The following is a 26066-nucleotide window of genomic DNA, read 5'->3' as shown; positions in this document are numbered from 1 at the left end:
TTCAGGTTGATGGTTCACCGGTGGGAAGGGACCGGGCCATGCCACGGCCTGTCCGAAAGGACGACCAGGATCCACTCGGTCTCCTTCCCACTTCAACCATACACCAGAACCAACACACAGGATTCTAGGGTCTGCGCCGCGTCGCTTCGCTCCTTGCTCGGCCCTAGAATGACGAAGCCGAGGCACCCATGCATTTCAGCCATTCCTTGCCGACGCCGGGTCGCGGATGATCGGCAAGGGATCCTCATGGTCGAGCCGGGCGCAGATGCGATAGACCTCCAGCGTCTCGGCGTTCATCTCGCCGCGCTTGAAGAAAAACATCGCCGCGGCGTAGCGGGTGCGGCCGGACCACATCTCGCCGAGCGGCGTGTTGACCAGCTCCCACTGCTCGGCGGCTTCCGCTTCCAGGTCTTCCGCTTTGCTTGCCATGGTCAAAAGTCCGCAGGCGGGTTGGCTGTGCGGCGGTCGAGCTTGATGAAGGGCCTCTGCACGACCTTCGCCTTCTTCATCAGCTTCTGGTACTGCAGCTCGCGCATGGGGTAGATCTCGACCCAGAGTCATCGACGGTCGCGTCGCCATAGGGCCGCTGCAGCGAGGCGAGCGCGATGTTGCGCTTGGAACGCTCGGTGCGTTTTGTTCCCTAATTGCCCGAATTTGGCACGGATCAAAGTTTTTTGTCTAGCAATTTTGAATGAATGTTCAACAAATGATGTTGCGTTTTCCTGTTGATACGCTAGGCTTTGCTGGCATTTCTGGACTGATCCACATCGGCATTTTGGGCCAAGTCGGCGCTGCCTATGTCGACAAGAACATCAAGACCTGGGAGGCGATGCAGAAGGTGCTTGACAGTGGCGAGCACCGCCCCACTCATCTGCGCGGTTGGAAGCCGGTTGGATAGCCGGCGATGCTGGAGACCGTCACACCCATGAAGACTGCAGAGGCGAGCGATGCTCTCCCCGAAACGGCGCGGAAAGGCGACGCCGAAAAGCGTGGCCGCAAGGCCTCGAAAGAGGTCCGGCGGCTGCAGCTGATCGAGGCGACGATCGATTCACTGGCCAAGCGCGGCTATGCCGAAACGACGATGGCTGACGTGGCCGACGGCGCGGGCCTGTCGCGCGGCATCGTCAACTTCCATTTCGAGAGCAAGGAAAAGCTGCTCATTGCCACGCTGCAGTACATGTATGACGAATATTCGGCGCATTGGCGCACTGCCTTGCAGAAGGCGGGCGACGATCCGGCGCGACAGCTGCAGCATCTGGTATGGGCCGATTTCGACCGCTCTATCTGCAACAAGCGCAAGCTTGCTGCATGGCTCGCCTTCTGGGGCGAAGCCAAGTCACGGCCGACCTACCAGGCGCTGAGCAGTTCGCGCGACGCCTATTACCAGCAGGTCTTCATCGATCTCTGCACGACGCTCAAACAGAGCGGCAACTACACCTATGACCCCCAGGTCATCGCGCTGGCGCTCAGCGCCATGCTCGAGGGCTTGTGGCTGCGGCTGATGATGGGGACCGAGGACACTACGCGAGAGACCGCATTGCAGGCGGCGAATGCGTTTTTGGCCGCCGCCTTCCCGAAACACTATGGCTAGCGAGAGCCGGGGTTAGCAACAACCGGCCAACAAGACCGGCAAAAGAGGATGGAACAGCATGAAGAAATTCAGCCGACGCCTGACACTGACCTTGACGCTTGGGAGCGTGATCGCGGCTTCGGCGGCGGCGTTCGCCGTGGCCGCAGACAAGGACCTGATCGTCTTCGACTGGTCCGGCTACGAGGATCCGAGCTTCCACGGCAAATATGTCGAGAAGAACGGCGACTCGCCGATCTTCGCCTTCTTCGGCGACGAGGACGAGGCCTTCGAAAAGATCCGCTCCGGCTTCAAGTCCGATCTCGGCCATCCCTGCTCGCAGAGCGTGGTGAAGTGGCGCGAAGCGGGCCTGCTGCTGCCGCTCGACACTTCCAAGATCGCTGGCTGGAAGGATCTGAATCCCGGCATCATGGCGATGAAGGACCTCGCCACGACGTCCGACGGCAAGGCCTGGTTCATGCCCTGGGACTGGGGCGATACACAGCTCACCTACAATTCCGACAAGATCGCCGAAAAGGACGTGCAGTCACTGAAGGTGTTCGCCGATCCGAAATACAAGGGCAGGGTTTCGATCGGCGACAATGTAGACGACGCCTATGCGCTGGCCAGCCTCGCCATCGGGCTCAAGGACTGGACCAAGATGACGGACGACCAGTTCAAGCAGGCGTCGGACTTTCTGCGCCAGGTGCACAAGAATGTGCGCTCCTACTGGACCGACACCACCGACATCGTGCAACTGCTTTCCGGCGGCGAGGTCGATCTCGCCTGGGCCTGGAACGACGCGACCGTGCAGTCTGTCAAGGCCGGCGTGCCGATCAAATCCAAGAAGGACACCGACGAAGGCATCTCGACCTGGGTCTGCGGCTACGTGCTGTTCAAGGACGCGCCCGGCAACATCGACAAGGCCTATGACTACCTCAACGCCGTCAACGATCCGGAAGTCGCCAAGGTGCTGGTCAAGGACTGGGGCTACGGCCAGGCCAACGCCAAGGGCATGGCTGGCGTCGATCCGGCGGTCCTGAAGGAAAAGGGCTACGACATGGAAAAATGGGTAGACAAGACGCTGTTCCAGCAGCCGCTGCCTTCGGAGCTCAAGCTGAAGATGATCGCCGAGTTCGAGAAGATTAAGGCCGGCTATTGAAGAGCAGCATCGAAAGGACCGACGTCGTCATCGTCGGCGCCGGCTTCACCGGCCTGTCCGCCGCGCTCGAACTGAAACGGGCGGGCATCGATTTCCTTGTGCTGGAGGCGCGCGACCGCGTCGGCGGCAGGGTAGAGGCTGTCCGCAATGGCCTCGGCGAACTGATCGACAGCGGCGGCCAGTTCCTGTGCGTGGACATGCCCGAAGTGATGAAGCTGGCCAGGACCTACGGCAAGACCTTCGTCGAGACCTATATCGAGGGCGAATTCATCACCCATCCGTCGATGAAGCCGGCGCGGGCGGAGCGGACCTATCGTGTCTCGATGGCGATCCGCGAGCGCATGAACAGAATCGATCCTGATGATCCAGCGATTCCCGGGCTGACCGTCGCCGATTGGCTGGAACGCCAGCACGATGAGGCCGATGCCAAGGCCGCTTTCCGCTCGTTGGTCGAGGGCCTGTGGTGCCTGGCAGCGGACAAGGTGCCGCTCTGGTACCTGATCGACAATGATCGCCGCATCACCAACGAGGTGTTCGAGCTGCAGTATTTTCTGGGCGACACCATGCAATCGCTGGCCGAGGATCTCGCCGCCGAGCTCGGCGACCGGCTGCGCCTGAACCAGGCGGTGGCCCGTGTCGAGCCCGCCCCGCAAGGCGTTCGCATCAGCACCGGCGCGGCCACGATCGAAGCGCGCGAGGTCCTGATCGCGCTGCCGCCGGCGACGGCCGCGAAGCTCGATTTCACGCCGGCTTTGCCGGCGGAGCTCGCAAGCGCACTCGGCGTTTGGGAAAGCGGCGCGGTGATCAAGATCCTGGTGCGCTACGCAAAGCCGTTCTGGCGCGAGCGCGCCTTGAGCGGCATGATGATGTGGCGCGATCAACCGGGGCTGTTTGCCTGCGACGCCAGCAAGGATGCCGATCACGCCGCGCTTGTCGTCTTTGTCGGCGGGCCGCTCGCGCTGCGCTGGCATCCGCTCGGCGAGGCGGCGTTGCAGGCGGAAATCACCGCGAGGCTTGTCCAGGCGCTCGGCCCGCAGGCCGCCGACATCGCCGATTTCAGCTCGCGCGACTGGACGCATGACCGCTGGAGCGGCGGCGCCTATAGCGATCTCATCACCGATGTGACGGCGCGGAATGCCGAGCGCGTGATCCTTGCCGGCGCGCCGCCGATCTATTTCGCCGCTTCGGAAGTGTCGCCATCTTTCCCGGGTTATGTCGAGGGCGCGATCGTCGCCGGCCGCATCGCTGCTGCAAAGATTCAGTCGGCCATCGCCACCAGCGCCTCGGGGTCGTAGGCGAGGCGGATCGGCGCGCCGACCGGAATGTCGTCGGCGCCGAAATCGTTGGTCTCGGTCACGGAAAGCGGCTTTTCGAGCCCCGGTATCTCGACGATCAGATGCGTGATCTCACCGAAATAGTGGCGCTCGACGACCTTGCCGGCGACCTCGAATTTTGCTGACGCATTGTCCCACAAAACGCGCAGGCGTTCAGGCCGGATGCCAAGCGTCGCCGAGCCGCCATTGCGCACGAAAGTCTTCGGCTTGTCGGTCCTGACGCGACCGAAGCCCAGCGTGTCGAGCACCAGCGAAGCGCCGTTCTCCTCGACGATCTCGGCCTTGACGAAATTCATGCCGCCGAGGAAGTCGGCGACCTGGCGGTTGACCGGGCGCTGGTAGATTTCCTTCGGCGAAGCGACCTGCGCGATGCGGCCGCCGAACATCACCGCGATGCGGTCCGACATCGCCAGGGCCTCGTACTGGTCGTGCGTGACCAGAACGAAGGTGATGCCGACCGCCTGCTGCAAGCGGCGCAGTTCGACCTGCATCTGCTCGCGCAGTTTCTTGTCGAGCGCCGAGAGCGGCTCGTCGAGCAGCAGCACCTTGGGCCGCATGACCAGCGCGCGGGCCAAAGCCACGCGTTGGCGCTGGCCGCCGGAAAGCTCGGTGGCGCGGCGCTTGCCGAGGCCGGCGAGCGAGACCTGCGCCAGCGCTTCCACGACGCGGCGCTTCTCCTCGCCAGCGTCGAGCTTCAGCCGCTTCAGGCCGTAGGCGACATTCTGCTCGGCATTGAGATGCGGGAAGATCGCATAGCTCTGGAAGACCATGTTGGTCGGCCGGCGATTGGCGGGGATGCCGTCCATCGGCTGGCCGTCGACGGCAATCGAGCCGCTGGTCGGCGCGTCGAAGCCGGCTATCATGCGCAACAGCGTGGTCTTGCCGCAGCCGGAGGGCCCGAGCAGCGAGAAGAATTCGCCTTCGCGGATCGCCAGCGAGGCGTTGTCCAGCGCCTTGAACGATCCGTAGCTGCGGGTAACGTCGCGGATCTCGATCATGGTGCGATCCGATTGCGTGCGCTCGGATCGCTCAAGCATAGAGGCCTCCCTCGTTCTGCGTGCGTCTCGCCGCGCGGCGGCGCAGGATTTCGGCACGCGCCGGAAGGTGCCGAACGCGCTCTCGCCGAGATCGGCGGAAGCCTCCTCAAGTCTGCGGTCGAAGCCTTCGAAGCCGGAGGTCAGCACGGTCATCGAGTAGGGGATGCAGATCAGGACATGGCCAAGCACCACGGTGAAGAGCGACAGGCTCAAACCCAGCTGCAGCATGACCAGCAGCATCGAGATGGCGACGATCACTTCGGGCAGCACCAGCGGCGCCATGATCAGGCCGTTGATGGCGCGACGGCCGGGATAGCGGTAGCGGGTGATCGAACGGGCCGCGAGGATGCCCAGCACCGTCGACAGGATCGAGGCGGAAACGCCGACGATCAGGCTGTTCCAGGTGGCGTCGATCAGCGCCGGTGTGCGCGGCAGGTCCTCGTACCAGTGCAGCGTGACGCCCGAGAGCGGGAATTTCGGCGTCGCCGCCGTGTTGATGGAGAAGATCGGCAGGAAGATCACCGGCAGGTAAAGAAACAGCAGATAGAGGACGGCGTAGCTCGACAGCCAGCCGGGCAGGTAACGTCTGATCGCCGTCATCGTGCCAGCCTCTGCAGGGCACGGAAGACCAGCACGGTGGCGCCGGCCATCAGCGAGACGATGATCATGGTGGTGACGGAGAGCGCAGCGCCCAGCGGCCAGTTCGACGCTTTGCCGAATTGCGCCTGGATGGCGTTGGCGATCATGACGCCTTCCTTGCCGCCGACGAGCTTCGGCGTGACATAGTCGCCGACGGTCGGGATCATGACGATCAGCGCGGCCGAGATGACGCCGGGCGCCGACAGCGGCAGGGTGACGCGCAGGAAGGAACGCAGCGGCCCGTCGCCGAGGTCGGTCGCCGCTTCGACCAGGGTCCGGTCGACCTTCTCCAGCGAGACGAAGATCGGAAAGATCGCGAAGGTCGCCCAGGCATGGGTGAGCGAGATGATGACGGCGCTGGAATTGTAGAGCAGCGCCGTCGATGGCTCGTCGATGATGCCGAGGCCCATCAGGCCGGAATTGAGCACGCCGTTGTAGCCGAGGATCACCTTCCACGACATCACGCGCAGCAGATAACTCGTCCAGAACGGGATGGTGATGAGAAACAGCCACAGGCTCTTATGGCGGCCGCCATGGAAGGAAATGAAATAGGCGATCGGGTAGGCAAGCATCACCGTCAGCAGGCTGACCGTCAGCGATATATAAAGCGAGCGCCAGAGCAGGTCGCGGTAGATCGGCTCGGTCATCGCGATCCGGTAGTTCTCCAGCGTGAATGTGTGGTCGATGGTGAGGTAGTTCTGCGTCCAGAAGGAATGGGCAATGACGACCAGGATCGGCAGGACGAGGAGAATAAGGGCGTAGATGAAGGTGGGACTGATCAGGGCAAAGCCCTGGACGGCTTCCGATTGCACAAGGGGGCTTCGTCTCGATCCCGCCATGCGCAACGGGGGCGAGCCTTCTGCGGCAACCGTCATTGCGGCGCTCCGGGCGTGATTTCGGTAGCTGGCTCGGACTGTCCCGCCATGCGGCCTTCCCATTCGTAGCGCCGGCCGCCTGTTCCCGAATTATGCTTGGAGCGTGATCGCTCCGGCTTGCCGGCTTTCTTCATCATGAGCGGATCCGCCGATTGAAATCAAGCGCTATTTCTGCGATATTGATTGAACGGATATTCAAAATGAAATGACGAAAAGCCGAATTTCCATGGTTTTCCGCGTCGTACGATATCCAACGAGTATCGGCAACCTGGCGATGCGAGGCGAAAATGGCGGCTCAGAGCAAGATCAAGGCAAGCGACCTCATCGAACCCGGCGATGACGATGCGGTCGAGCTCGCCAAGCGCCATCTCGTGCAGCCCTGGCCCTATGCCGGCTCGGTCGGCAACGAGGCCCGCGCGCTGATCGGCGAGGGCGACGGCATCTATATCACCGACGGCTCCGGCAAGCGCCTGATCGACGGGCCGGCCGGCATGTGGTGCATCAATGTCGGCCATCGCCGCGAGGAACTGGCCAAGGTCATGTACGATCAGGCGATGGCGCTCTCCTACAACACGCCATGGTATACGATGAACGCGCCCTCGGCCGCGCTTGCGCGGCGCATCGCCGATGCGGCACCCGGCGATCTCAGCCACACCTTCTTCACCACCGGCGGCTCGTCGGCGGTGGAGACGGCGCTGCGCGTCATGCAGTTCTACAACAATGTGGGCGGGCGGCCGGAGAAGAAGCTGATCCTCAGCCGCGGCGGCGCCTATCACGGCTCGACCTATCTGTCGGCCTCGCTCAACGGCCGCCCGCGCGACCGCGACTGGATGGACGGCGCCGACGAGCTGGTGGTGAAGCTGTCCTCGCCCGATCCGTTCCGGCGGCCGAAGGAGATGAGCATCGCCGCCTTCACCGATTTCCTGGTCGATCAGTTCCGCGACACCGTCGCGCGCGTCGGCGCGGGCCGCATCGGCGCCTTTGTCGGCGAACCGGTGCAGGCTTCCGGAGGCGTCATTGTGCCGCCGGACGGGTATCTCAAGCGCATCCGCGAGATCTGCCGCGAAAACGATATCCTCTATGTCTCGGACGAGGTGGTGACCGGCTTCGGACGGCTCGGCCATGTCTTTGCCTCCGGCGATGTGTTCGGCATCGATCCGGACATGATCACCTTCGCGAAGGGCGTCACATCGGGCTATTTCCCGCTCGGCGGCGTCATCATCTCGGAGCGGTTGCTCGAAGAACTGCGCCGCTCCAACCATCCCGACGCGCTGTTCGGCCACGGCCTCACCTACACCAGCCATCCGATCGGCTGCGCTGTCGCGCTGAAGAATCTCGACCTGCTGGAGGAGGGCGTGCTCGCCCACACGCGCGAAATCGCGCCCTATTTCCAGGCACGACTGAAGACGCTGGAAGAGCTGCCGCTGGTCGGCGAGGTGCGTGGCATTGGCCTGATGGCTTGCGTCGAATGCGTCGCCGATCGCGAAAGCAAGGACCCGCTGCAGCTCGACAAGAATGTGGGAAAACGCATCGACGCGCATTGCCACGAGCTTGGCCTTCTGGTGCGGCCGCTGATCAACATGTGCGTGATGTCGCCACCGCTGATCATCAGCCGCGAGCAGGTCGATGCCATGGTGGCGATCCTGCGCGAAGGCATTTCGCGGACCATGGACGACCTGCGGAAGGAAGGGGTCTGGCGGGGGTGATTGGCAACGATGTCGCAAGGCATGGAGATTCTGGCGCAGGGTTGCCAAGGGCGGCTGAGTAAAGATGGCTGCGATCAGGGAGGCGACGATCTGGCGGGTAGCGCGCCACAGCAGCGGGCGCCCGTCGCTCAAGGGGGAGAGACACCCAACTCCTGCGAGAGGGGTTCGGTCACAAGCGCGATGAGGAAGTGGGCAAGGGGAAGATGCCGTAATAGATCCAGGCCTTGCGCAGGTGTTCCGGCAGATGCGTGGCCTCGGGCGCGAGCTTGATGTACTCGCGCACGCTCCAGCGCCGCCCGGCATGCGGGTTGTAGGTGGCGAAGGACCGCGACACGCCGTTGATGAAGGGTTCGTCGAAATAGGTGGCGCCATAGAGGTCCTGCAACGCGGGATGCGCCATGGCGACGTGATAGCCTTCATTGTCGACGTCGCGCACCGACTTCCAGTTGACCGGCGATTTCTGCGTCCAGATGCCCAGGACGGCACCATGTCGGCGACGTTGTAGTGAGCGATCTCGGCCTCGATCGGGTTGAGCAGCTCCGCCACCGAAGGCTGCGGGCCGCCCTTGCGGAAGCGGATGAAGATGAAGCCCATCCAGATTTCGAGGTCGAGTGGCATCAGGCCGAACTCGGTCTTGTCGAGTTCGGGAAAGGAACGCGGACGGGCAGCACCGCGCAGCGTGCCGTCGAGATTGTAGACCCAGCCATGGAATGGGCACACCAGGGCGTTCTTGCAACTGCCCTGGCTGTCGGCGACAACGCGGCTGCCGCGGTGGCGGCACATATTGTTGAAGGCGCGCACGACGCCGTCCTTGCCACGCACGATCAGCGCGCGTTCGCCGATGACGTCCATGGTCAGATAGTCGCCCGGATTCGGCACGTCGGAGACATGGCCGGCGATCTGCCAGTGGTTGCGGAAGACGTATTCCTTCTCGAGCTCGAGAAGGGCGTTGGAATGATAGCTCCACCCCGGCAAACCCCGCCGGTCCCAATCGTTGGGGATCGCCACGTCACGGAGGTGCGGGTTCATCTGCATGTTCTTCTTTTTATTGAATACCCATTCAATAAAAACACATTTTTCGTTGAATGCAATGGCTTGTGGGAATATGGAAATTCCGTGGCGGTGAGTTTGACCTCACCCGAGCCGAAAAAATCCCGGAAAATCCGGGCGTTAATCGAGGAAGCGGAACGGCAATCCAGCGGGCGGATGCCAGCCTCGGAGAAGGCCTGTTTCGACGAGTTAAAGGGCGTGGGGCAGACATCGGCGGCGCGCTCGATTCAGGCGTTGCTGTGTGAGGCTGTTTACAGTCCGGCCGGGCGCGGCAGGCGTATATCTGCGCTGACCGTTTCGATCGCCGGTCGAATGATCGCCTCGGATTGGGATACTGCCGCGTACGGCGCCGGTTTCAATCCTGTTACACAGACAATCGCCGTCGATCATCCGGCTGTTACCTGGTGCGCTTAAGTTCGTTTCATAGCCAAAAGAAAGATAACGAAGGGAACTGCGATGTTTGCGAAAGTTCGTACCGCCGATATCAATCGCCGCCTGCATGGGCCGGCGCGCAATGACCGCCGGCCGAAGCTGGCGTTGCGCCAGCGCGCCAGCGATCATCCGATGGCGATGTTCATGGCGATCGGCGCCTGCGCCTTCGGCTGCATGCTCGCGGCACCTGCTTCAGGCCCGGCTTTCGCCTCGATCAATCCGCCGGCCAATGTCATCGAGGGCGCGCAGACGACGCTCAAGACCGCGCGCCTGCCGGAATCCTCGGTCGACTTTGCCTGCAAGGGCCAGAACTGGGGCGCCGAGAGCCTCGAGTGCCTGCGCGCCATCGCCGAGCAGTCCGGCCAGCACCGGGAACGCGCGGTGCGCATGATCGCCAACGCCGCGCCGCTCACCAACACGCCGAACATTTTTTAAGACCTCCCCTGAGCGCGCCCTCCTGCGCTCCAGTCAGGCTCCCGCCGCTGAAGTCGGTCGGGAGCCTCTTTTTTGGGACCTGTCGATATTCAGGTGAGGCCGGCCTGCGAAGGGCAGCTTCCTGCGCTTCCGGTGCTCACGTACTGAAAGTACGCTCCGCTCCGGCCTTCGCCGGCCGAAGCCCTCACAAGTGTCTCCGCTCTATGAAGGCTACGGCCGGCGTAGGCCGGTTCTCGGAATCCGCCCTTCTCGGCTCGGCCTGAACTAAATCTCAACAGACCCCGCGCAGGCGCCCATGAGGAACTCGGCCGCATGGTTAGCCTGCTCAAATATGGGCGCCGTTGTCGGCTGCGGCTTCGTCGGCGACAATCGCCAGAATGCTGCGGACGTCGAGGGTCGAGAAAGGCTTTTCCAGTATGTGCGGGCGCTGCTGCGGCGGCAGTGCTTCGATTTCCGCCTTGGCGCCGATCAGATCGCCGGTGACCAGCACGAAGCGCTGCGCCAGCGCCGGCTTCTCGGCAAGCAATTCGCGGTAGATGGCAATGCCGCTGATGCCCGGCATGCGCAGATCGGAAAAGACGATGTCCGGCGGCATGTAACCGTTCAACACGTCGGCCGCCGATGTCCAGCTTACCACGACGCGCGACTTCACGCCCATCAGTTCGAGTATGTCGGACAATGAGGCGGCGACATCGGGCTCGTCGTCGATCACCAAGGCATGGCGCAGTCCGCTCGAACGCGCCGGACCTTCGCCTGGAATGGCGCTGCCGCCCGCGATTGCCGGCAATTGCACGACGAAGCGCGCGCCATTCGGCTCCACGTCCTCGAACCAGATGCTGCCGTGGTGGCGCTCGACGATCGATTTCGAGATCGACAGGCCGATGCCAGTGCCGACGCCGACCGGCTTGGTGGTGAAATAGGACTCGAAGATGCGCGCGCGGATCGCCTCGGGAATGCCCGGGCCGTTGTCCTCGACGGAGAAGCCCGGATTGCCGTGCTCATTGCGGAACGTCCGCACCTTGATGCGCCGCTCGCCGGTGACGCCGGCCAGCGCATGCTGGCTGTTGATGAGGAAGTTGGCCGCCACTTGGGTGATATGGTCGGCATCGGCCATGGCAAGCAGCGGCCCGTTGGCAAAGTCGGTGTCGATGATGATGCCGCTGGAGCGCGCCCCATAGGCGGTGACTTCGAGCGCCGAGCGCATCACCTGGTTGAGATCCGTCTCGGCCTGCTCGGTCGGATGCAGCCGCACCATCGACAGGAAGCTCTTGACGATGCGGCCGCATCGCTCGGCGGCGGCGCGCACCTTCTCGGCACGCACCTTGGTTTGCGGGTCGCCGGCGAATTCATGCAGCAGCGTCGACTGCGCCACCACCACCGCCAGCGGATTGTTGAGCTCGTGCGAGACACCGGCGAGCAGCGAGCCCATCGCCGCCATCTTCTCGTTCTGGTGCAGCTTCTCGCGTTGGCGGTTGATCTCCTCCTCGGCCTGCAGCTTTTCGCGCAGGTCGCGGATCGAGCCGAAGATCAGGCGGCGGTCGGCAACGCGCATCTCGGTTGCGGTCAGCTCGATCGGGAAAATCTCGCCTGCGGCGTTCTGCGTGACGGTCTCCAGCCGCTGGCCGACCATCGGCGCGCCGCGGCCGGCCATGTATTCGGCACCAGAGGCATAGCCTTTGCGATAGTATACCGGAACGATGGTATCGAGCAGGTCCTTGCCGAGGATGGCGCTGCGCTGGAAGCCGAACATCTTCTCGGCGGCCGGATTGAACTCGATGATCGAACCCGTCTCGTCGATGACGATGATGGCGTCCAGCGAGGCCTGCAGCATGGTGCGACGGATCACTTCACTGGCATGCGCCTCGGATGGCGAGCGCTCGATGGCATCGCCGATGGCCAAGGCTATGATGTGCAGCGTCGCTTCTTCCTCATCCGTCCATTCGCGCTCGGCGATGCAGTCGTTGATGGCCAACGTGCCCCAAAGGTGGCCATGCGCGAAAACGGAGACGGACAGGAACGACTTGATGTTCTGCTTCTCGAAATCGGCCCGCAGGAAACCCTCGAGGTCGCGCGTGTGGCCGGAGAAAATCTTGCCTTGCCGCTCATCCTCCTGCAACTGCTCCAGCAGCGAGTCCGAGTTGATGATCGACTGCATGATCACCGTGGGCGACGCCAGCTCGCCGCCGAAGTCAGGGTCGATCCAATAGGCGGCGACGGACTGGGCGAAGCCTTCGCCCGGCAATTCACGCAGGCGGAAAAGAATGCCGCGCTGGCAATCCATCTTGCGGCACATTGTTGCCAGTATGTCGTCCATCTCGCGCTGCCAGTCGCCTGCCTCGCGCAGGCGGCGCACGACATGGACAGCCGCCATCGCGGCGCCGCCGGGACGCGAGCCATTCATCTCGGTGCGTGCTGCATCAGCAGTCATGGTCATCCTAGGCCCGGACGTCGGTCGTCCAGAGCGTCCCTCCGTTCCACGGAAACGGCGAACCGCTCTACCGCTCTGTTTTGACGCAATTCCCGACGGAAGGCTACGGCCAAGGTGCCGAGCCTAGCCGTTTCACGCCATTCCCGGAATGCTCCAGTGCGGCTCACCGTTTCACGGAATGGCGAAACGCCCTGCCGCTTTGTTTTGACGCAATTTTGGACGGAAGGCTACGGCCAAGACGCCGAGCCTAACCGCTCGCACTCTAGTTGGCGTCGCCGCTCGGCAGCGAGAAGATATAGCCTTCGCCGCGCACCGTGCGCAGGAATTTCGGATTGGCGGGGTCGGCCTCGATCTTCTTTCGCAACCGCATGATGCGGATGTCGACCGCGCGCGAGGATTCCGGATCCTCGACGAAGCCGATCGCTTCCGAAATCGCCGCTCGCGTCAGAAGCCGGTTGGCGCGGGTGAGGAAAACCTCGAGCACGTCGAACTCGCTCTTGGCCATCTCGACCACCGCCCCATTGGCGGCAGTGACCAGCCTGCCGTCGAAATCGGCCTTGAAGCCGCCGAAATTCATGGAGCGGCGATTGCCGGTCTCGGCCTTCTGCACCTGCGGCTCGGCCGGCTGCGGCACGCGGCGCAGCACGCTGCGTACGCGCGCCAGCACCTCGCGCAATTCGTATGGCTTGACGATGTAATCGTCGGCGCCGAGCTCCAGCCCGACGATGCGGTCGAGCGCAGTGCCTGCGGCGGTGGCGTAGATGATGCCGATCTGCGTTTTCGAGCGCAGCCAGCGGCCGAGCGACAGCCCGTCCTCGCCGGGCATGGCGATGTCGAGGATGGCGAGGTGGAAGGGCTGCGCCTCGAACAGCGCGCGCGCCGCCACGGCATTCTCGGCCGTCGCGACGTCAAAGCCGCTGGCGCCGAGATACTCGGCCACGGCCTCCCTCAGATCCGGTTCGTCCTCGACGACGATGATGCTTGCCTTCACAACGCGCTCGCTCCCGCTTTCAGCGGAAAGTAGATTGGGTATAAACATGATGTCCAGCACTCATCTCGAGTTGTCTGTGGCGGGGTGGAGAAAATGGCCGCACGATCCGTCATTGCGCTTGTGTCCGTCGCCGAGGTGGTGGCCAAAGATCTCGCCGACCATCTCGATCGGCGCGGGCACGACGTGCGCCAGGCGCGTCAACCTTGGGAGGCCGAGACGCTGCTTTCGGCCGGCGGCATCGATATCGTGGTGGTGGGCGACGAGGTCACCCAGGCCGAGGGCCGCGAACTGCTCAGGCGTTACAGCAGCCAGGGCGGGGGTGGCGAGGATGGCCCCGATTTCATCCTGATCTGCCGGCCGCGCGACCTCGTCGACAAGGTGCTGGCGCTTGAGCTGGGTGCTGCCGACGTCATCGAAAGTCCGCTCAACGTGCGCGAGCTTGCGGCGCGCATCGGCGGCCTGCTGATGAGACGCGGCAGGGCCGCCGGCGAACTGATCGTGCTGGAGAACGCCACCGTCGATCTGCGGTCGGCCATGGTGATGCATCGCTCGGGCGCGGAGGAGCAGCTTTCCCCCGGGCAGGTGGCGCTGCTCAAGCTGTTCCTGGCCAGCCCGCGCAAGGTGCTGACGCGCGACGATATCATTGCCGCGGCACCGGCCGAGAATGCCGACGCTTTCGACCGGTCGATCGATTCGCGCATCGTGCGGCTGCGCCGCAAGCTCGACACCGAGACCATCACCACCATCCGCGGCGCCGGCTATCGTTTCGATCCGCCGCTCTCGCGCAATGAGTGAGTTCAGATCGGCGAGGCTATCGAGCATCGGATTTCCCAAAGCGGTGGTCATTCTGGGTCCGGTGCGTGACGCTCAGCGCACCACGATGACCGAGGGTCCGGATGGAACGTTCGCGCTGACGGTTATCTCGGCCGGGGCACGCTCCTTCAGCAGCACCGTCGCCAGCGCGGCGAAGCCGAGCAGGCCCTGCGCGTAAAGGAGCGCGGACAGCACCGAGGCGGCAAGTTTCGTCTTCATGTCCCTATCCCCAATCTCGATATCGTCGGTGCTTCAGGAAACTCCCGAAGCGCCCGCGCCGCTGACGGAGCCCCCCGCTGCGGCGCGGGCCTTCGGTCCTCTCGGCAGCAAGTAGCCGGAGGGGCCGCGCGTCCTCATCAGCCGACGGCCGACCCGCCAGAGGGCCTTCAGCCGGTGGACGCGCAGGCTGGAAACAATCCAGACCGTGGCGATGAACAGAGCCATGTGCAGCGTCGAAACCTCGCCGGAACTCATCGCCGCCAGCGTCGTCGCCGGGTTGCCGGCCACCGAGCCGGCACCGCCGAGTACGATGGCCGCGACGCTGATCCTGACAAGCCAGGAGCGGAGTTTCGATTTCCTGCCCATTTTCGTTTGCAGATGTCTGTTCCCGTTGCGTCAAATCTGCCGCGGGCCTGTATCCGGATCATGCCGCCGCAGATGCATTTTGTTGCAGATCGGTTTCGAAAGTGGGTCCTAGTCTTTCATATACATATGAAATGAACTTTCGTTTCTGGCCGAAGCCGATTGTGCGAGGCCTGACCGCCACCTCTCGCAAAGGTCCGCAGTACTGCTCAACCGGCCTCAATTTGCAGAAACGAATTCGAAACAGAACGAGTATTAAGCGAAATAGGTCTGAAACGGACGAGCACGATAAGGCCCCATGGAAATTGAAGCCGGACACAACGGCAAAAAACAGAGGGATCGTCATGCACACCGCCATTTCGGCCAAGCTTATCCATATCACCGCCGCCGCGCTCACCGGCGCGGCGCTTCTGTTCGGCGCCGGCAATGCCGCCCACGCCAACCAGCTCGTCGCCAAGGTTTCGCTGTCGCAGCAGATCATGGAAGTCACGGTCGATGGCCGCCCGACCTACATCTGGAAGGTGTCGACCGGAAGCAGAGGGCACATCACGCCGACTGGCTCGTTCAAGCCGACCCGCTTGCACGAGATGTGGTATTCGAAAAAGTACGACAACGCGCCGATGCCGCATTCGGTCTTCTTCAGCGGCGGCTATGCCGTCCACGCCACCTATGCGATCAGCCATCTCGGCCGTCCCGCTTCGCATGGCTGCGTGCGGCTGCATCCCGATGCGGCGGCCGATTTCTATCAGTTGGTCGAAGTCTTCGGCCCCGGCAACACCAGCATCGTCATTGTCAAGTAACGCCCTGGCCAAGTAACCGGCTAGGTAAGAGTAGCAGGCAGGTTGCCGCCTTCCACCGATCGAGAAGCTGTGAGGCAGCCGCCAAAAAAAGAGGCCGGAATTTTCCGGCCTCTTTTGTTTTTCGCTTCGGTTGCCGTCTCAGCTCGGCAGCGCCGGCATCAGATTCGGATCGGGCTTCTCGGCGAGATGCGGCAGGTCCTTGCTGGCGATGAAGGTGTAGAACATCGGCACGACGAAGAGCGTGAACATGGTGCCGACCAGGATGCCGGTGAAGATGACCAGGCCCATCGAATAGCGCGCGGCTGCACCCGCGCCGCTGGAGACGATCAGCGGCACGACGCCGAGCGCCATGGCCGCCGTGGTCATCAGGATCGGCCGCAGGCGCACCTTGGCCGAAGCGATGATGGCGTCGCGGCGCCGCATGCCATGGATTTCACGCTGCTGGTTGGCAAATTCCACCAGCAGAATGCCGTGCTTGGTGATCAGGCCGATCAGCGTGATCAGTCCGACCTGGGTGTAGATGTTGAGCGTCCCCAGGCCGATGTTGAGCGGCACGATCGCGCCGAAGATCGACAGCGGCACCGCCATCATGATGATCAGCGGGTCGCGGAAGCTCTCGAACTGGGCCGCCAGCACCAGGTAGATGACGATCACGGCCGCCGCGAAGGCGATCAGGATGGTGTTGCCCTGTTCCTTCTCCTGCCGCGACTGGCCCGAATAGTCGATGAAGAAGGTATCGGGCAGCGTCTCCCTGGCGAGATCCTCGAGCACCTTCAGGCCGTCGCCGGTGGTCACGCCGGGCAGAGGCAAGGCCGAGATCGTCGAGGAGTTCAGCTGATTGAACTGCTCGATGGCGGCCGGCGAGGCATTGGTCGAAATCTTCACGACCGCCGATAGCGGCACCATCTTGCCGTCGACGCTGCGCACGAAATATTCGCCGAGCTTGTCGGGATTGTCGCGGAATTCCTGCGGCACCTGCGGGATGATGTCGTAGCTGTTGGAGTCGCGGTCGAACTGCGCCACTTCGGAGCCGCCGACAAGCAGCGTCAGCGTATTGCCGACATCGGCGATCGGCAGGTTCAATGCTGCCGCGCGTTCGCGGTCGATCGTGACGGTCACCTGGGGCGCATCGTAAGACATCGAGTTCTGCACGACGATGAAGCGGCCGGAGGCCTGCGCCTTGTTCTTGATCTTCTCCGCCTGCTCGAAGACCTCCGAGGGAGCTCCGGTGGAGCGCACCACCATGGAAATCGGCAGGCCGCCGCCGGAGCCGGGCAGTGTCGGCGGCGCGAAGACGAAGGCTTCGACGCCGGCCACCTTGGCGAGGCGGCCCTGGATGTCGGCTTGCAGCTCCTTCGAACTGCGCTTGCGCTCCGCCCAATCCTTGAAGGCGAAGCCGACGAAGGCGCCGTTGGTCGCGCCGCCGAAGGCGACGGCGGAGAATTGCGCTCTGGTCTCCGGAATATCCCTTACCAGGCCGAGCATCTGGTTGACGTAGGCCTCGGTGTAGTCCGATGTCGCGTAGCGCGGCGCGGTGACGATCGAGAGCAGGAAGCCCTGATCCTCTTCCGGCGCGAGCTCGGTCGAGGTCTTGGTGAACATGAAGCCGGTGAGGGCGACGAGGGCGATGACGATGATCAGCGTCACCGGGCGGTTCCTGAGCGAAGCGGTGACCGCCCGTTCGTAGACGCGCTCGACGCGGCCGAAGGTTCCGTCGACGATCCGCTGGAAGCGACCGTGCTGGCCCGCCTTCAGCAGGCGAGCGGACATCATCGGCGTGATGGTCATGGCGATCACGCCCGACAGCACCACGGAGCCGGCCAGCGTCACCGCGAATTCGCGGAACAGCGCGCCGGTCAGACCGCCGGTGAAGGCAAGCGGGGCGAACACGGCGGCCAGCGTAATGGTCATCGCCACGATGGCCGTCGCGATCTCGCGCATGCCGTTGAAGGCCGCCTGCATCGGCGACATGTGATCTTCCTCCATGTGGCGGTGGATGTTCTCCACCACGACGATCGCGTCGTCGACGACAAGGCCGATCGCCAGCACCATGGCCAGCAGCGACAGAAGATTGATCGAATAACCGACGGTGAACAGGATGAAGCAGACGCCGATCAGCGACAGCGGGATGGTCACGATCGGCATCATCACCGAGCGGAACGAGCCGAGGAACAGGAGGATGACCACGATGACGATGGCGACGGCCTCGCCGATGGTCTTGAACACTTCCTCGATCGAGGCGCTGATCTGGCCCGTCGCGTCGTAAACGACCTCGATCGTCATGCCTTTTGGCAGCGTCTCCTGGATCTGCGGCACGAGCTTGGTGACCGCGGCGGCGGTCGTCAGCGGGTTGGCCGCAGGCGTCGGGAAGATGGCCAGGAAGGTTCCCGGCTTGCCGTTGAAGCTCACCCTGGTGTCGGTGTTTTTCGCACCGAGCTCGACACGCGCGACATCGCGCAGGCGCACCACCTGGCCATCCGTCGAGCGTATCGGGAGCTGGGAGAAGGCCTCGGGCGTCTGCAGGGTCGAATGCACGGTGATCGAGGAGACCACATATTCGTTCTGGGTGTTGCCGGGCGCCGACAGGAAGTTCGAGTTATTGATCGCGGTCAGCACGTCCACGGCGGTGGCGCCGCGGGCGGCGAGCCGGATCGGGTCGATCCAGATGCGCATGGAATATTCCTGGGCGCCGAAGATCTGGACGTCGGCGACACCTTCCACGGTCGAAATGCGAGGTCGGATGACACGCTCGATATATTCGGTGAGCTGCTCCTTCGTCATGTTCGGGTTCTGCATCGAGATGTACATCATCGCGAACTGCTGGCCGGTGCCCTTGACGATGACCGGATCCTTGGAGGCGTCCGGCAAGGTGCCGCGCACGCCCTGGACCTTGGACAACACCTCGGCGAGCGCGACGTCCGGATTGGAGCCGAGCTTCATCTGCACCGTGACCGTGCTCGAGGACGGACGGCTGGACGAGGTCACGTAGTCGATGTTTTCGGTCGAGGCGACGGCGCGCGCGATCGGGGCCGATATGAAGCCCTGGATCAGGTCGGCGCTGGCGCCCGGATAGGCCGTTGTGATGGTGATCGCCGTCTCGTCAACCTTCGGATACTGGCGGATCGACAGGCCGAAAATGCCCTGGAAGCCCAGAAGCAGGATCATGCAGGCCAGCACCGTCGAGAGCACCGGCCGACGGATGAAGAGGTCGGAAAAGCTCATTGCTGAACCTGCTTGTTCGCCGATTTGCTGGGATCGAGGGTGTTGTCGACGGCAACCGACATGCCGTTGAAGAGACGATTCTGGCCGGCCGTGACGACCTGGTCGCCATCCTTGAGACCCTCGACGATCTCAACCATGCCGTTGTTGCGGCGGCCGAGCTTCACGAAGACCTGGGAGATGGTGAGCGCCGGCTGCTGCGCGGCCTCGGCCGGCTTGGCGGCGTCGCCGCCCGCTTTGTCGGCCGGCTTCGCGTCAGCCGGTTTTGCCGTGGTGTCGGCGGGAGGCTTGGAGGCGTCCGCCTGCGGCTTGGCGGCATCGCCGGACGCCTTGTCGGCGCCGGCTTTTTGCTCATCCGGCTTTGCCTGCGGGGCAGCAGCACCCCCGGCGGGCTTTGCCGGCTCGACCACGAAGACATAATCGCCATAGAGGCTGGTCGTCACCGCCGTCTGCGGCACGGAGATGACATTGTTTTCCTGCGGCAGCTCGACGCGGATCTGGACGAACTGGCCAGGCGTCAGCTTGCCTTCCGGATTGGCGACCTCGCCGCGAATCGAAACCAGCCGGCTTGCCGGGTCGATCTTGGGGTCGATGCCGCGAATGGAGCCGGCAAAGGACATGTCGGCGAGATTGGTGCCGAGCTTGACGGTCTGGCCGATCTTGAGCAACGGCAGCTGCTGTTCGGGTACCGTGAAGTCGACCCGCATCGTGTCCAAATCCTGGATCGTCACCACCGCGTTGCCTGGCGCCAGGTACTGGCCGATATCGATCTTCGGGATGCCGACCGTGCCGCCGAAGGGCGCGGACAATTGCTTCTGGTCGAGCACTGCCTGCAGCTTGTTGACCTGCGCGGCCGAGGCGTCCGCCGCAGCGCGGGCGGCATCGAGCGTCGCGTCCGTGCCGACGCCGCGCCGCTGCAATTCGATCGCGCGGGTCAGCGCCGCCTGGTCCGACGCGGCCTGCGCCTTCTGCGCCACCAGATCGGCTTTCTCGACGGCATCGTCGAGCTGCACCAACACCGCGTCGGCGGCAACCTTCTGGTTGGCGTGGAAAAGGATGTCCTTGACGATGCCGCTGGTCTCGAGGGTGAGATCGACGCCGCGTACGGCGTTGACGGTGCCGATGGCCTCGACGCCGGGCGTCCATTCCGAAGGCTTGACGGTCACTGTCGAGACCGTCGCGGCCGGCGGCTTCATGGTGGCGAAATACTGCTTGATGCCGGCGTCGCGCATGAAGTTGAAACCAACGATGCCGACGCACACCAAGGCAAGCAGCAGCAAGAATCCGGCGATGATTAAAAAGCGCTTCACGGTGGTCCCCTGAGCCGGCAACCGGCAAATCAATCGATGCCGGGGCACATATCGACGATAAGTCCCGATTTCAAATCGGCGCGCTTTACTGTACCGGCTGGACGGTCTTGTCAATTCCGCCTAAGCTAATGTACGGGGAGGCGCGATGAAAGTACCCAGGGCGAACTCGCGCGAAAAGATACTTGCCGCCGCTGCCGACGTGGCGCGCGAGGCTGGTCCGGGAAGCCTGTCTCTCGAGGCGGTCGCCAGCCGCGCCGGCGTGTCGAAAGGCGGCCTGCTCTACAATTTTCCGACCAAAGCCAAGCTGATGCAGGGGCTGGTCGAAAGCTATCTCAGCGACTTCCAGAAGGCGCTGGAAGCACGCGCCACCGAGGCCGGCCACGAAAGCGTGCTCTCGGCCTATATCAAGCTGTCGGCCGACGATTGCGAGCGGCCGAAACCCTCGGCGTCCTGGATGTTCTCGGCGATCGCGGAGGATCCCGATTTCCTGACGCCGATAAAGGCCTTCAAGCGCCAGCTATTCGAACGGCTGAAGGGGGAGACGGACGACCTCGGCTCGCTGCTGGTCTGCTTTCTCGCCATCGAGGGGATGCGCAGCATGAATCTGTTTGATTCAGACGTGCTCTCAGAAGACGAGCGCAAGCTTTTGGTGTCCTCGCTCCTGAAGATAGCTGGATAGGTCGCCAACGGTCGGTAGTGACCAAACGGTTTGGTGGTGACCAAACGGTTTGGTGGTGACCAAACGGTTTGGTGGTGACCAAACGGTTAAGAGCGTCACACCAGCTTCATCCTAGGGACATAGCGTCCTCCCCGGTTCTTTGCTGCAATGCAAAAGGAGTGGGACGATGGTGGACGTAGTTTCCAGTGAGGCGGGGATCCCGAGACCGGACCATCCCCTGGAACAATCGGGCGGGGCCAAATGGTTCCTGCCGGCTTTCGGCGTGCTGGTGCTCGTCGGCATCATCTATGTCGGCTATGCGCTCAGCCAGGATCTGGCCATCGCCAAGACGGTTCCCTGGATCCTGCTCGGCATCGCGCTTCTGATTGCACTGGGCTTCGAGTTCGTCAACGGATTCCACGACACCGCCAACGCGGTCGCCACCGTCATCTATACGCGGTCGCTGCCGGCCGAATTCGCGGTCATGTGGTCCGGCGTCTTCAACTTCCTCGGTGTCTTGACCTCGAGCGGCGCGGTGGCGTTCGGCATCCTGTCGCTGCTGCCGGTCGAGCTCATCCTGCAGGTCGGCTCGTCGTCGGGCTTCGCCATGGTGTTCGCCCTTCTGGTTGCCGCCATCCTGTGGAACCTGGGCACCTGGTTCCTCGGCCTGCCGGCCTCGAGCTCGCACACGATGGTCGGCTCGATCATCGGCGTCGGCCTCGCCAACCAGTTCATGGCTCCGGCCGGAAGCGCCACCAGCGGCGTCGACTGGGGCCAGGCGACCAATGTCGGCACCACTTTGCTGGTCTCGCCGATCGTCGGCTTCTTCGCCGCCGCGGCGCTGCTCTATGCCATGAAGCTCCTGGTGCGCAACCCGGCGCTCTACGAGGCGCCGAAGGGCAACACGCCGCCGCCATGGTGGATCCGCGCGCTGCTGATCTTCACCTGCACCGGCGTCAGCTTCGCGCATGGCTCGAATGACGGCCAGAAGGGCATGGGCCTGATCATGCTGATCCTGATCGGCGTGGTACCGACGGCTTACGCGCTCAACCGCACGCCCGATATCAACTATCTCGACGCCTACAAGTCGGCATCGGTCGCCGTCGAGCAGGCGCTGGGCAAATATGTCAAGCCGGCCGTTACGGTCGCCGATGCCAATGCTGCCAAGGCTGCCGTGCAGGAGGCCGTGCGCAGCAAGACCTGGAACGATCAGACCACGGTCGCGCTGCAGACCTATATCCACAACACCACCGCCGGGCTGCAGCCTTACGCCTCGGTCGACAACGTACCGACCGATCTGGTCAGCAACGCGCGCAACGACATCTACCTGATCGGCGAAGCGCTGAAACTGATCGACAAGAAGAAGCTGCTGCCGATGCAGGACGCCGATCTCAAGGCGGTGACCGATTATCACAAGGCCGTCGACAATGCGACGAAGTTCATTCCGCTCTGGGTGAAGATCGCCGTGGCGCTGGCGCTCGGCCTTGGCACTATGGTCGGATGGAAGCGCATCGTCGTCACGGTCGGCGAGAAGATCGGCAAGAGCCACCTGACCTATGGCCAGGGCGCCGCCGCCGAGCTGATCGCGATGATCACCATCGGCATGGCCGACCGTCTCGGCCTGCCGGTGTCGACCACACATGTGCTGTCGTCCGGCGTCGCCGGCACCATGGCGGCCAACGGTTCGGGCCTGCAGTGGTCGACCGTGCGCAACCTTCTGCTGGCCTGGGTGCTCACGCTGCCCTGCTCGATCGCGCTGGCCTTCGTGCTGTTCGTGATCTTCCGCCACGTATTCTGAGCGGGAAGGCCTCAGGGAAACGGCGCGGCTGGCGGCGCCGTTTCTTTCCATCGCGGTGCAACCTCCGCCCTGCTGCGGCGGCGCAGCTGGCGCAGCGACAAAACATGCAGCAGGATTGAGCTTGGCACCACGAAACCAGGGGTCAGCACACCCGGATAATCGCCAGCGCCGATGCTCAGCACATCCGGAACGATCAACTGCCACGGGCCGGGCGAGGTGATTATGCCCATGGTAATCGCGACAGCGAAATCGGCAAGGCCGAGGATATTCCAGAGAGTCGCTGCCCTCCGCCCCCCGGCTGTGCCGGTCGCCACCGCGATTGCCGCCGGCAACGCGAACAGCCCTGTCAGCACGTCGCCGACGCCTGCCGGCACCGCGAATACGCCGGGCAGCGCACCATGCAGCCACGCCGCGAGCGCCCAACTGCCGAATACGCGGTAGAGCTGAACCGCGACGAGCCAGCTCGCCGGCATTGCATCGAGCACCTGCCCGACCCGCCTGGAGAACAGCAACAGCGGCGCACCGATGATCACCGGCAGGAAGATAGCCGATGGCAACGCCGGTAAAGCCGTGGCGTCCGGATGGAAGATGCCATCGATCGCGGCGCTCCAAGCGACGGCGAACCACAGCGTATCCGGGATCATGATCGCCAACCAAGTCGCGCGACGTTGACCCAGTGTCAGGCTCGTATGTTCGAGGCCGAGCCACAATCCCAGGGCGATGAGCCCATGGGCCGCGAGCTGGTGGAACGTGGTCGGAACGCCGCTCTCCGGGATCGCCGGCCAACGATAGATCAAGAGTAGCCACAGCGTTGTGAGCGGTACAAACCACAGCAGGCCTCGCCAGGCGTCACGCAATGGAACGACGGCAGAGGAAACAGCTTTGGCTGTCATCGGCGGTACTCCATTGAGCCCAGCGCATTTTGCTGACACCCAGATGTAAGCCCGCTCTCCGCGAGTGGCTATCCGCGACAATGTTGATGGGCTATGAAGCAGAGCTTCACAGTTTACGGGGCCTCCCAGGCGAGCGACCGTTGTGACTTTTTTCCCCAGATTGCTCCGCTTGTGGCGGATGCAAATATCAGGTCGGGTCTTCGCGATGCAGGTCGTGGATGGTCACGCCGTCGGCGTTGTCGGGCAGCATCAGCCACTTCTTGTGACGCAGCGTGCGCTCGGTGTCTTCCAGGCCCATTTCCCAGTGCTCGCGCATCGAGGTGCCGGAGAACTCGTAGTCCTTCGCGTGGCCTTCATAGCCTTTGTGCTGATAGATCAGGTGGACGATGTTGACCACGCCTGCGTCGGAATAGTCGGCTATCAATTCCTTCTCGCCATCCTTGAACTGGTCCGGCGGCACGCGCTTCAGCGCGTCGAGCAGCTTCATCTTGAGCGCATGGATGCGCTGGAAGTTGTCGGTGTTCTGGCGCGTGCGGCTGGAATACATGATGTCCTTGTGGCGCGACAGGACGTCGGCCAAGCCGCGCGGCAGCACGCCGCGGGCGCTGAACAGATCGACCTGGAACACCAGCGAGGAGCGGTCCTCCTCCTGGTCGAGCAGATATTGCAGCGGCGTATTGGAAACGATGCCGCCGTCCCAGTAATACTCGCCTTCGATGCGGATCGAGGGGAAGGCCGGCGGCAGCGCGCCGCTCGCCATGATGTGCTCCGGCCCGATGCGCACCTTGTCGGTGTCGAAATAGACGAAATTGCCGGTCCTGACATTGACCGCGCCGACGCTCAGCCGCTTCTTGCCGTCGTTCAGCACGTCGAAGTCGATCAGGCTTTCCAGCGTGTCCTTGAGCTCGGCGGTGTCGTAGAAGCTTGTGGCGCCTTCCGCTCCCGCCAGCTGGAACCAGGGGTTGGGATTGCGCGGCTTGAAGAAGCCGGGCTGGCCCATGGTCATGGTCATCAATGACGAGGTCTGGTTGCGGATGTCGCGATAGATGTCGCCTTCCGGCGTATAGGCCCAGATCTTACGGCCCGAGATCGTCTGCCAGAACTGCTCCAGCCGCTGCAGGCGGCGGCTCGGCTCGTTGCCGGCGATGATCGAGGCATTGATGGCGCCGATCGAGACGCCGGACAGCCAGGTCGGCTCGCAGCCGGCGTCGGCAAGCGCCTGATAGACCCCCGCCTGGTAGGCGCCGAGTGCGCCGCCGCCCTGGAAGACCAGGGCGATGCGGTCATATTGCGCCGTGATTTCCGCGATGGTGGCGGCGGCCGCCTTGTTGTGGGTACGCTCAAGCACCGGCTTTCTCCAGCTCCTTCGCGCCGGCAGCCGATCGGCCGTGGTCGGCGAGATAATCATGCACGACTTCGCCAAGACCGAGCGTCAGGTCGGCGGTGAAGTGAACGGCCGAGACGATGTCGAGTACAGGCAGCTTGGCGACATCGGCCATGACATGCGGGCGAAGGTCGAGCGCGGCGGGCGCCGTCCATGCTTCCTTCAGCGTGATGTCGGTGAGGTAGTAGCGGACCAGCTCGCAAACGCGCGGGCTGCCGTCGACATGCGGGATGATCTTGATGAGAAAATTGGGCGCGGCGAGCGAGGCGAGCACCTGGTCGTGGTCGGCTTCGCGGTGCTTGTAGCCCATGGTGCCTGTGGCGCACAGAACGCTGCCATAGTGCAGCGTGCCGACCACCACCTCGCCCTCATGCACGATCTTGGGGTTGGCGAGCTTTTTTGGAAAACCCCAGAGCTCGCGGCCGCCGGCAATCGGCGCGTCGTCGTCGAGATACATTGAATGCACGTAGCCGCCATGCTGGCCCTTGTAGCGCACCGGGATGACCTGGCCGGTCTCGGTGTAGTCGCCGAAGCCCGTCGAATCCGGCATGCGGATGAACTCGTATTTCACCAGCGGCTCGTCTATCTCGAGCGGCGCCGGCACGACCGCCTCAAGGGCTTCGCGCGTCGTGCGATAGGTGATGATGATGTATTCGCGGTCGAAGAAACGATAAGGGCCGGGTGGGAAGGACGGACTGGTGAGCGGCATCGCATAGGCGCGCTTCACGACGTCGGCGATTTCCATGGCTGGTGCCCCAGTAAGGTTTGAAAAGACCCCGCGCGAATGCGCTGGCAAGTATGTTGCACGGCAGCATGACAGTGCCGTGTCAGCGCCAAGACGGGGGCTTCCCGGAGCCGGCAAATGCCGTCGTGGAGCTGTAATAGCGCGGACATATGGGTGTGGCATTGTGATGCTGCGGCGCACAAATGATGTGCCTTCCCGGTTGTCTGCC

The 26066-nt window shown here is 63.4% G+C and carries 23 protein-coding genes and 4 pseudogenes; 11 read left to right on the top strand and 16 right to left on the bottom strand.

Annotated features, from left to right (window positions below):
* Positions 1-163: 163 nt before the first annotated feature.
* Positions 164-429: pseudogene (locus O7A05_RS20315) on the bottom strand (hypothetical protein).
* Positions 430-431: 2 nt separating this feature from the next.
* Positions 432-619, bottom strand: a pseudogene (locus tag O7A05_RS20310) (aminomethyl transferase family protein); the annotation flags it as partial.
* 72 nt (positions 620-691) lie between these two features.
* On the opposite strand from O7A05_RS20310, the gene O7A05_RS20305 reads away from it, so the two are divergent.
* From O7A05_RS20305 to O7A05_RS20290, 4 genes are read left to right on the top strand one after another with little or no spacing between them, the layout of a single operon-like run.
* Positions 692-898 (top strand): hypothetical protein, encoded by a 207-nt coding sequence (locus tag O7A05_RS20305; RefSeq protein ID WP_337094755.1) that lies wholly within the window; start codon positions 692-694, stop codon positions 896-898.
* 6 nt (positions 899-904) lie between these two features.
* Positions 905-1591: a transcriptional regulator BetI gene (betI, locus tag O7A05_RS20300; protein ID WP_337094754.1), complete on the top strand. Its 687-nt coding sequence runs from the start codon at positions 905-907 to the stop codon at positions 1589-1591.
* 58 nt (positions 1592-1649) lie between these two features.
* Positions 1650-2729, top strand: a complete 1080-nt coding sequence (locus O7A05_RS20295; RefSeq protein ID WP_337094753.1) for an ABC transporter substrate-binding protein — start codon at positions 1650-1652, stop codon at positions 2727-2729.
* Entirely contained in the window at positions 2726-4024 is a 1299-nt protein-coding gene (locus tag O7A05_RS20290; RefSeq protein WP_337094752.1) for a flavin monoamine oxidase family protein, read from the top strand. The genes O7A05_RS20295 and O7A05_RS20290 overlap by 4 nt, the downstream gene beginning before the upstream one ends.
* Here O7A05_RS20290 and O7A05_RS20285 read toward each other — a convergent pair.
* The 4 genes and pseudogenes from O7A05_RS20285 to O7A05_RS20270 form a co-directional block, all read right to left on the bottom strand.
* Positions 3988-5061, bottom strand: coding sequence for an ABC transporter ATP-binding protein (locus O7A05_RS20285; protein WP_337094762.1), 1074 nt, complete (start codon positions 5059-5061; stop codon positions 3988-3990). The two genes, O7A05_RS20290 and O7A05_RS20285, sit on opposite strands and share 37 nt — an antisense overlap.
* A gap of 93 nt (positions 5062-5154) precedes the next feature.
* Positions 5155-5700, bottom strand: a pseudogene (locus tag O7A05_RS20280) (ABC transporter permease); the annotation flags it as partial.
* The gene (locus O7A05_RS20275) at positions 5697-6614 is read right to left on the bottom strand and encodes an ABC transporter permease (protein ID WP_337094751.1); all 918 of its coding nucleotides are present in this window, start codon (positions 6612-6614) and stop codon (positions 5697-5699) included. The pseudogene O7A05_RS20280 and the gene O7A05_RS20275, both read right to left, overlap by 4 nt.
* The gene (locus tag O7A05_RS20270) at positions 6611-6751 is read right to left on the bottom strand and encodes a hypothetical protein (RefSeq protein ID WP_337094750.1); all 141 of its coding nucleotides are present in this window, start codon (positions 6749-6751) and stop codon (positions 6611-6613) included. Before O7A05_RS20270 ends, O7A05_RS20275 begins: the two co-directional genes overlap by 4 nt.
* Before the next feature lie 150 nt (positions 6752-6901).
* Between O7A05_RS20270 and O7A05_RS20265 the strand changes: the two genes are divergently transcribed.
* Positions 6902-8320: an aminotransferase gene (locus O7A05_RS20265; protein ID WP_337094749.1), complete on the top strand. Its 1419-nt coding sequence runs from the start codon at positions 6902-6904 to the stop codon at positions 8318-8320.
* Positions 8321-8516: 196 nt separating this feature from the next.
* On the opposite strand, the pseudogene O7A05_RS20260 reads toward O7A05_RS20265, so the two are convergent.
* Positions 8517-9349, bottom strand: a pseudogene (locus O7A05_RS20260) (aromatic ring-hydroxylating oxygenase subunit alpha); the annotation flags it as partial.
* Between O7A05_RS20260 and O7A05_RS20255 the strand changes: the two are divergent.
* Positions 9338-9784, top strand: a complete 447-nt coding sequence (locus O7A05_RS20255; RefSeq protein WP_337094748.1) for a hypothetical protein — start codon at positions 9338-9340, stop codon at positions 9782-9784. The pseudogene O7A05_RS20260 and the gene O7A05_RS20255 sit on opposite strands and share 12 nt — an antisense overlap.
* A 42-nt stretch (positions 9785-9826) precedes the next feature.
* Positions 9827-10237 (top strand): hypothetical protein, encoded by a 411-nt coding sequence (locus O7A05_RS20250; protein WP_337094747.1) that lies wholly within the window; start codon positions 9827-9829, stop codon positions 10235-10237.
* Between the two features lie 325 nt (positions 10238-10562).
* Here the strand turns inward: O7A05_RS20250 and O7A05_RS20245 are convergent, their stop codons facing one another.
* Together O7A05_RS20245 and O7A05_RS20240 are read right to left on the bottom strand one after the other, a co-directional pair.
* Positions 10563-12665 (bottom strand): GAF domain-containing sensor histidine kinase, encoded by a 2103-nt coding sequence (locus tag O7A05_RS20245; protein WP_337094746.1) that lies wholly within the window; start codon positions 12663-12665, stop codon positions 10563-10565.
* 262 nt (positions 12666-12927) lie between these two features.
* Positions 12928-13704 (bottom strand): response regulator, encoded by a 777-nt coding sequence (locus tag O7A05_RS20240; protein WP_415927030.1) that lies wholly within the window; start codon positions 13702-13704, stop codon positions 12928-12930.
* A gap of 45 nt (positions 13705-13749) precedes the next feature.
* On the opposite strand from O7A05_RS20240, the gene O7A05_RS20235 reads away from it, so the two are divergent.
* Positions 13750-14451, top strand: a complete 702-nt coding sequence (locus tag O7A05_RS20235) for a response regulator transcription factor (protein WP_337094744.1) — start codon at positions 13750-13752, stop codon at positions 14449-14451.
* A 72-nt stretch (positions 14452-14523) separates the two neighbouring features.
* On the opposite strand, the gene O7A05_RS20230 is transcribed toward O7A05_RS20235, so the two are convergent.
* Both O7A05_RS20230 and O7A05_RS20225 read right to left on the bottom strand, forming a co-directional pair.
* Positions 14524-14688: a hypothetical protein gene (locus tag O7A05_RS20230; RefSeq protein WP_337094743.1), complete on the bottom strand. Its 165-nt coding sequence runs from the start codon at positions 14686-14688 to the stop codon at positions 14524-14526.
* A gap of 33 nt (positions 14689-14721) precedes the next feature.
* Entirely contained in the window at positions 14722-15054 is a 333-nt protein-coding gene (locus O7A05_RS20225) for a hypothetical protein (protein WP_337094742.1), read from the bottom strand.
* 341 nt (positions 15055-15395) lie between these two features.
* On the opposite strand from O7A05_RS20225, the gene O7A05_RS20220 reads away from it, so the two are divergent.
* Positions 15396-15851, top strand: coding sequence for a L,D-transpeptidase (locus O7A05_RS20220; protein ID WP_337094741.1), 456 nt, complete (start codon positions 15396-15398; stop codon positions 15849-15851).
* 138 nt (positions 15852-15989) lie between these two features.
* On the opposite strand, the gene O7A05_RS20215 is transcribed toward O7A05_RS20220, so the two are convergent.
* Both O7A05_RS20215 and O7A05_RS20210 read right to left on the bottom strand, forming a co-directional pair.
* Entirely contained in the window at positions 15990-19073 is a 3084-nt protein-coding gene (locus O7A05_RS20215) for an efflux RND transporter permease subunit (protein ID WP_337094740.1), read from the bottom strand.
* The gene (locus O7A05_RS20210; RefSeq protein WP_337094739.1) at positions 19070-20380 is read right to left on the bottom strand and encodes an efflux RND transporter periplasmic adaptor subunit; all 1311 of its coding nucleotides are present in this window, start codon (positions 20378-20380) and stop codon (positions 19070-19072) included. The genes O7A05_RS20215 and O7A05_RS20210 overlap by 4 nt, the downstream gene beginning before the upstream one ends.
* A 145-nt stretch (positions 20381-20525) precedes the next feature.
* Between O7A05_RS20210 and O7A05_RS20205 the strand changes: the two genes are divergently transcribed.
* Together O7A05_RS20205 and O7A05_RS20200 are read left to right on the top strand one after the other, a co-directional pair.
* Positions 20526-21059: a TetR/AcrR family transcriptional regulator gene (locus O7A05_RS20205; protein ID WP_337094738.1), complete on the top strand. Its 534-nt coding sequence runs from the start codon at positions 20526-20528 to the stop codon at positions 21057-21059.
* Positions 21060-21225: 166 nt separating this feature from the next.
* Positions 21226-22836, top strand: a complete 1611-nt coding sequence (locus tag O7A05_RS20200) for an inorganic phosphate transporter (protein ID WP_337094737.1) — start codon at positions 21226-21228, stop codon at positions 22834-22836.
* 11 nt (positions 22837-22847) lie between these two features.
* On the opposite strand, the gene O7A05_RS20195 is transcribed toward O7A05_RS20200, so the two are convergent.
* The 3 genes from O7A05_RS20195 to O7A05_RS20185 form a co-directional block, all read right to left on the bottom strand.
* Positions 22848-23729, bottom strand: coding sequence for an MFS transporter (locus O7A05_RS20195; RefSeq protein WP_337094736.1), 882 nt, complete (start codon positions 23727-23729; stop codon positions 22848-22850).
* Between the two features lie 187 nt (positions 23730-23916).
* Positions 23917-25077, bottom strand: a complete 1161-nt coding sequence (locus O7A05_RS20190) for a patatin-like phospholipase family protein (RefSeq protein ID WP_337094735.1) — start codon at positions 25075-25077, stop codon at positions 23917-23919.
* A complete protein-coding gene (locus O7A05_RS20185; RefSeq protein ID WP_337094734.1) occupies positions 25070-25858 on the bottom strand; it encodes an acetoacetate decarboxylase in 789 nt (262 codons plus the stop codon). Before O7A05_RS20185 ends, O7A05_RS20190 begins: the two co-directional genes overlap by 8 nt.
* Positions 25859-26066: the final 208 nt, after the last annotated feature.

The sequence above is a fragment of the Mesorhizobium argentiipisi (SeqCode) genome (assembly GCF_037179585.1).
Taxonomy (GTDB): domain Bacteria; phylum Pseudomonadota; class Alphaproteobacteria; order Rhizobiales; family Rhizobiaceae; genus Mesorhizobium; species Mesorhizobium argentiipisi.
Note: the sequence above shows the minus strand (reverse complement) of the source record. Positions and strands in the feature narration are given on the sequence as shown.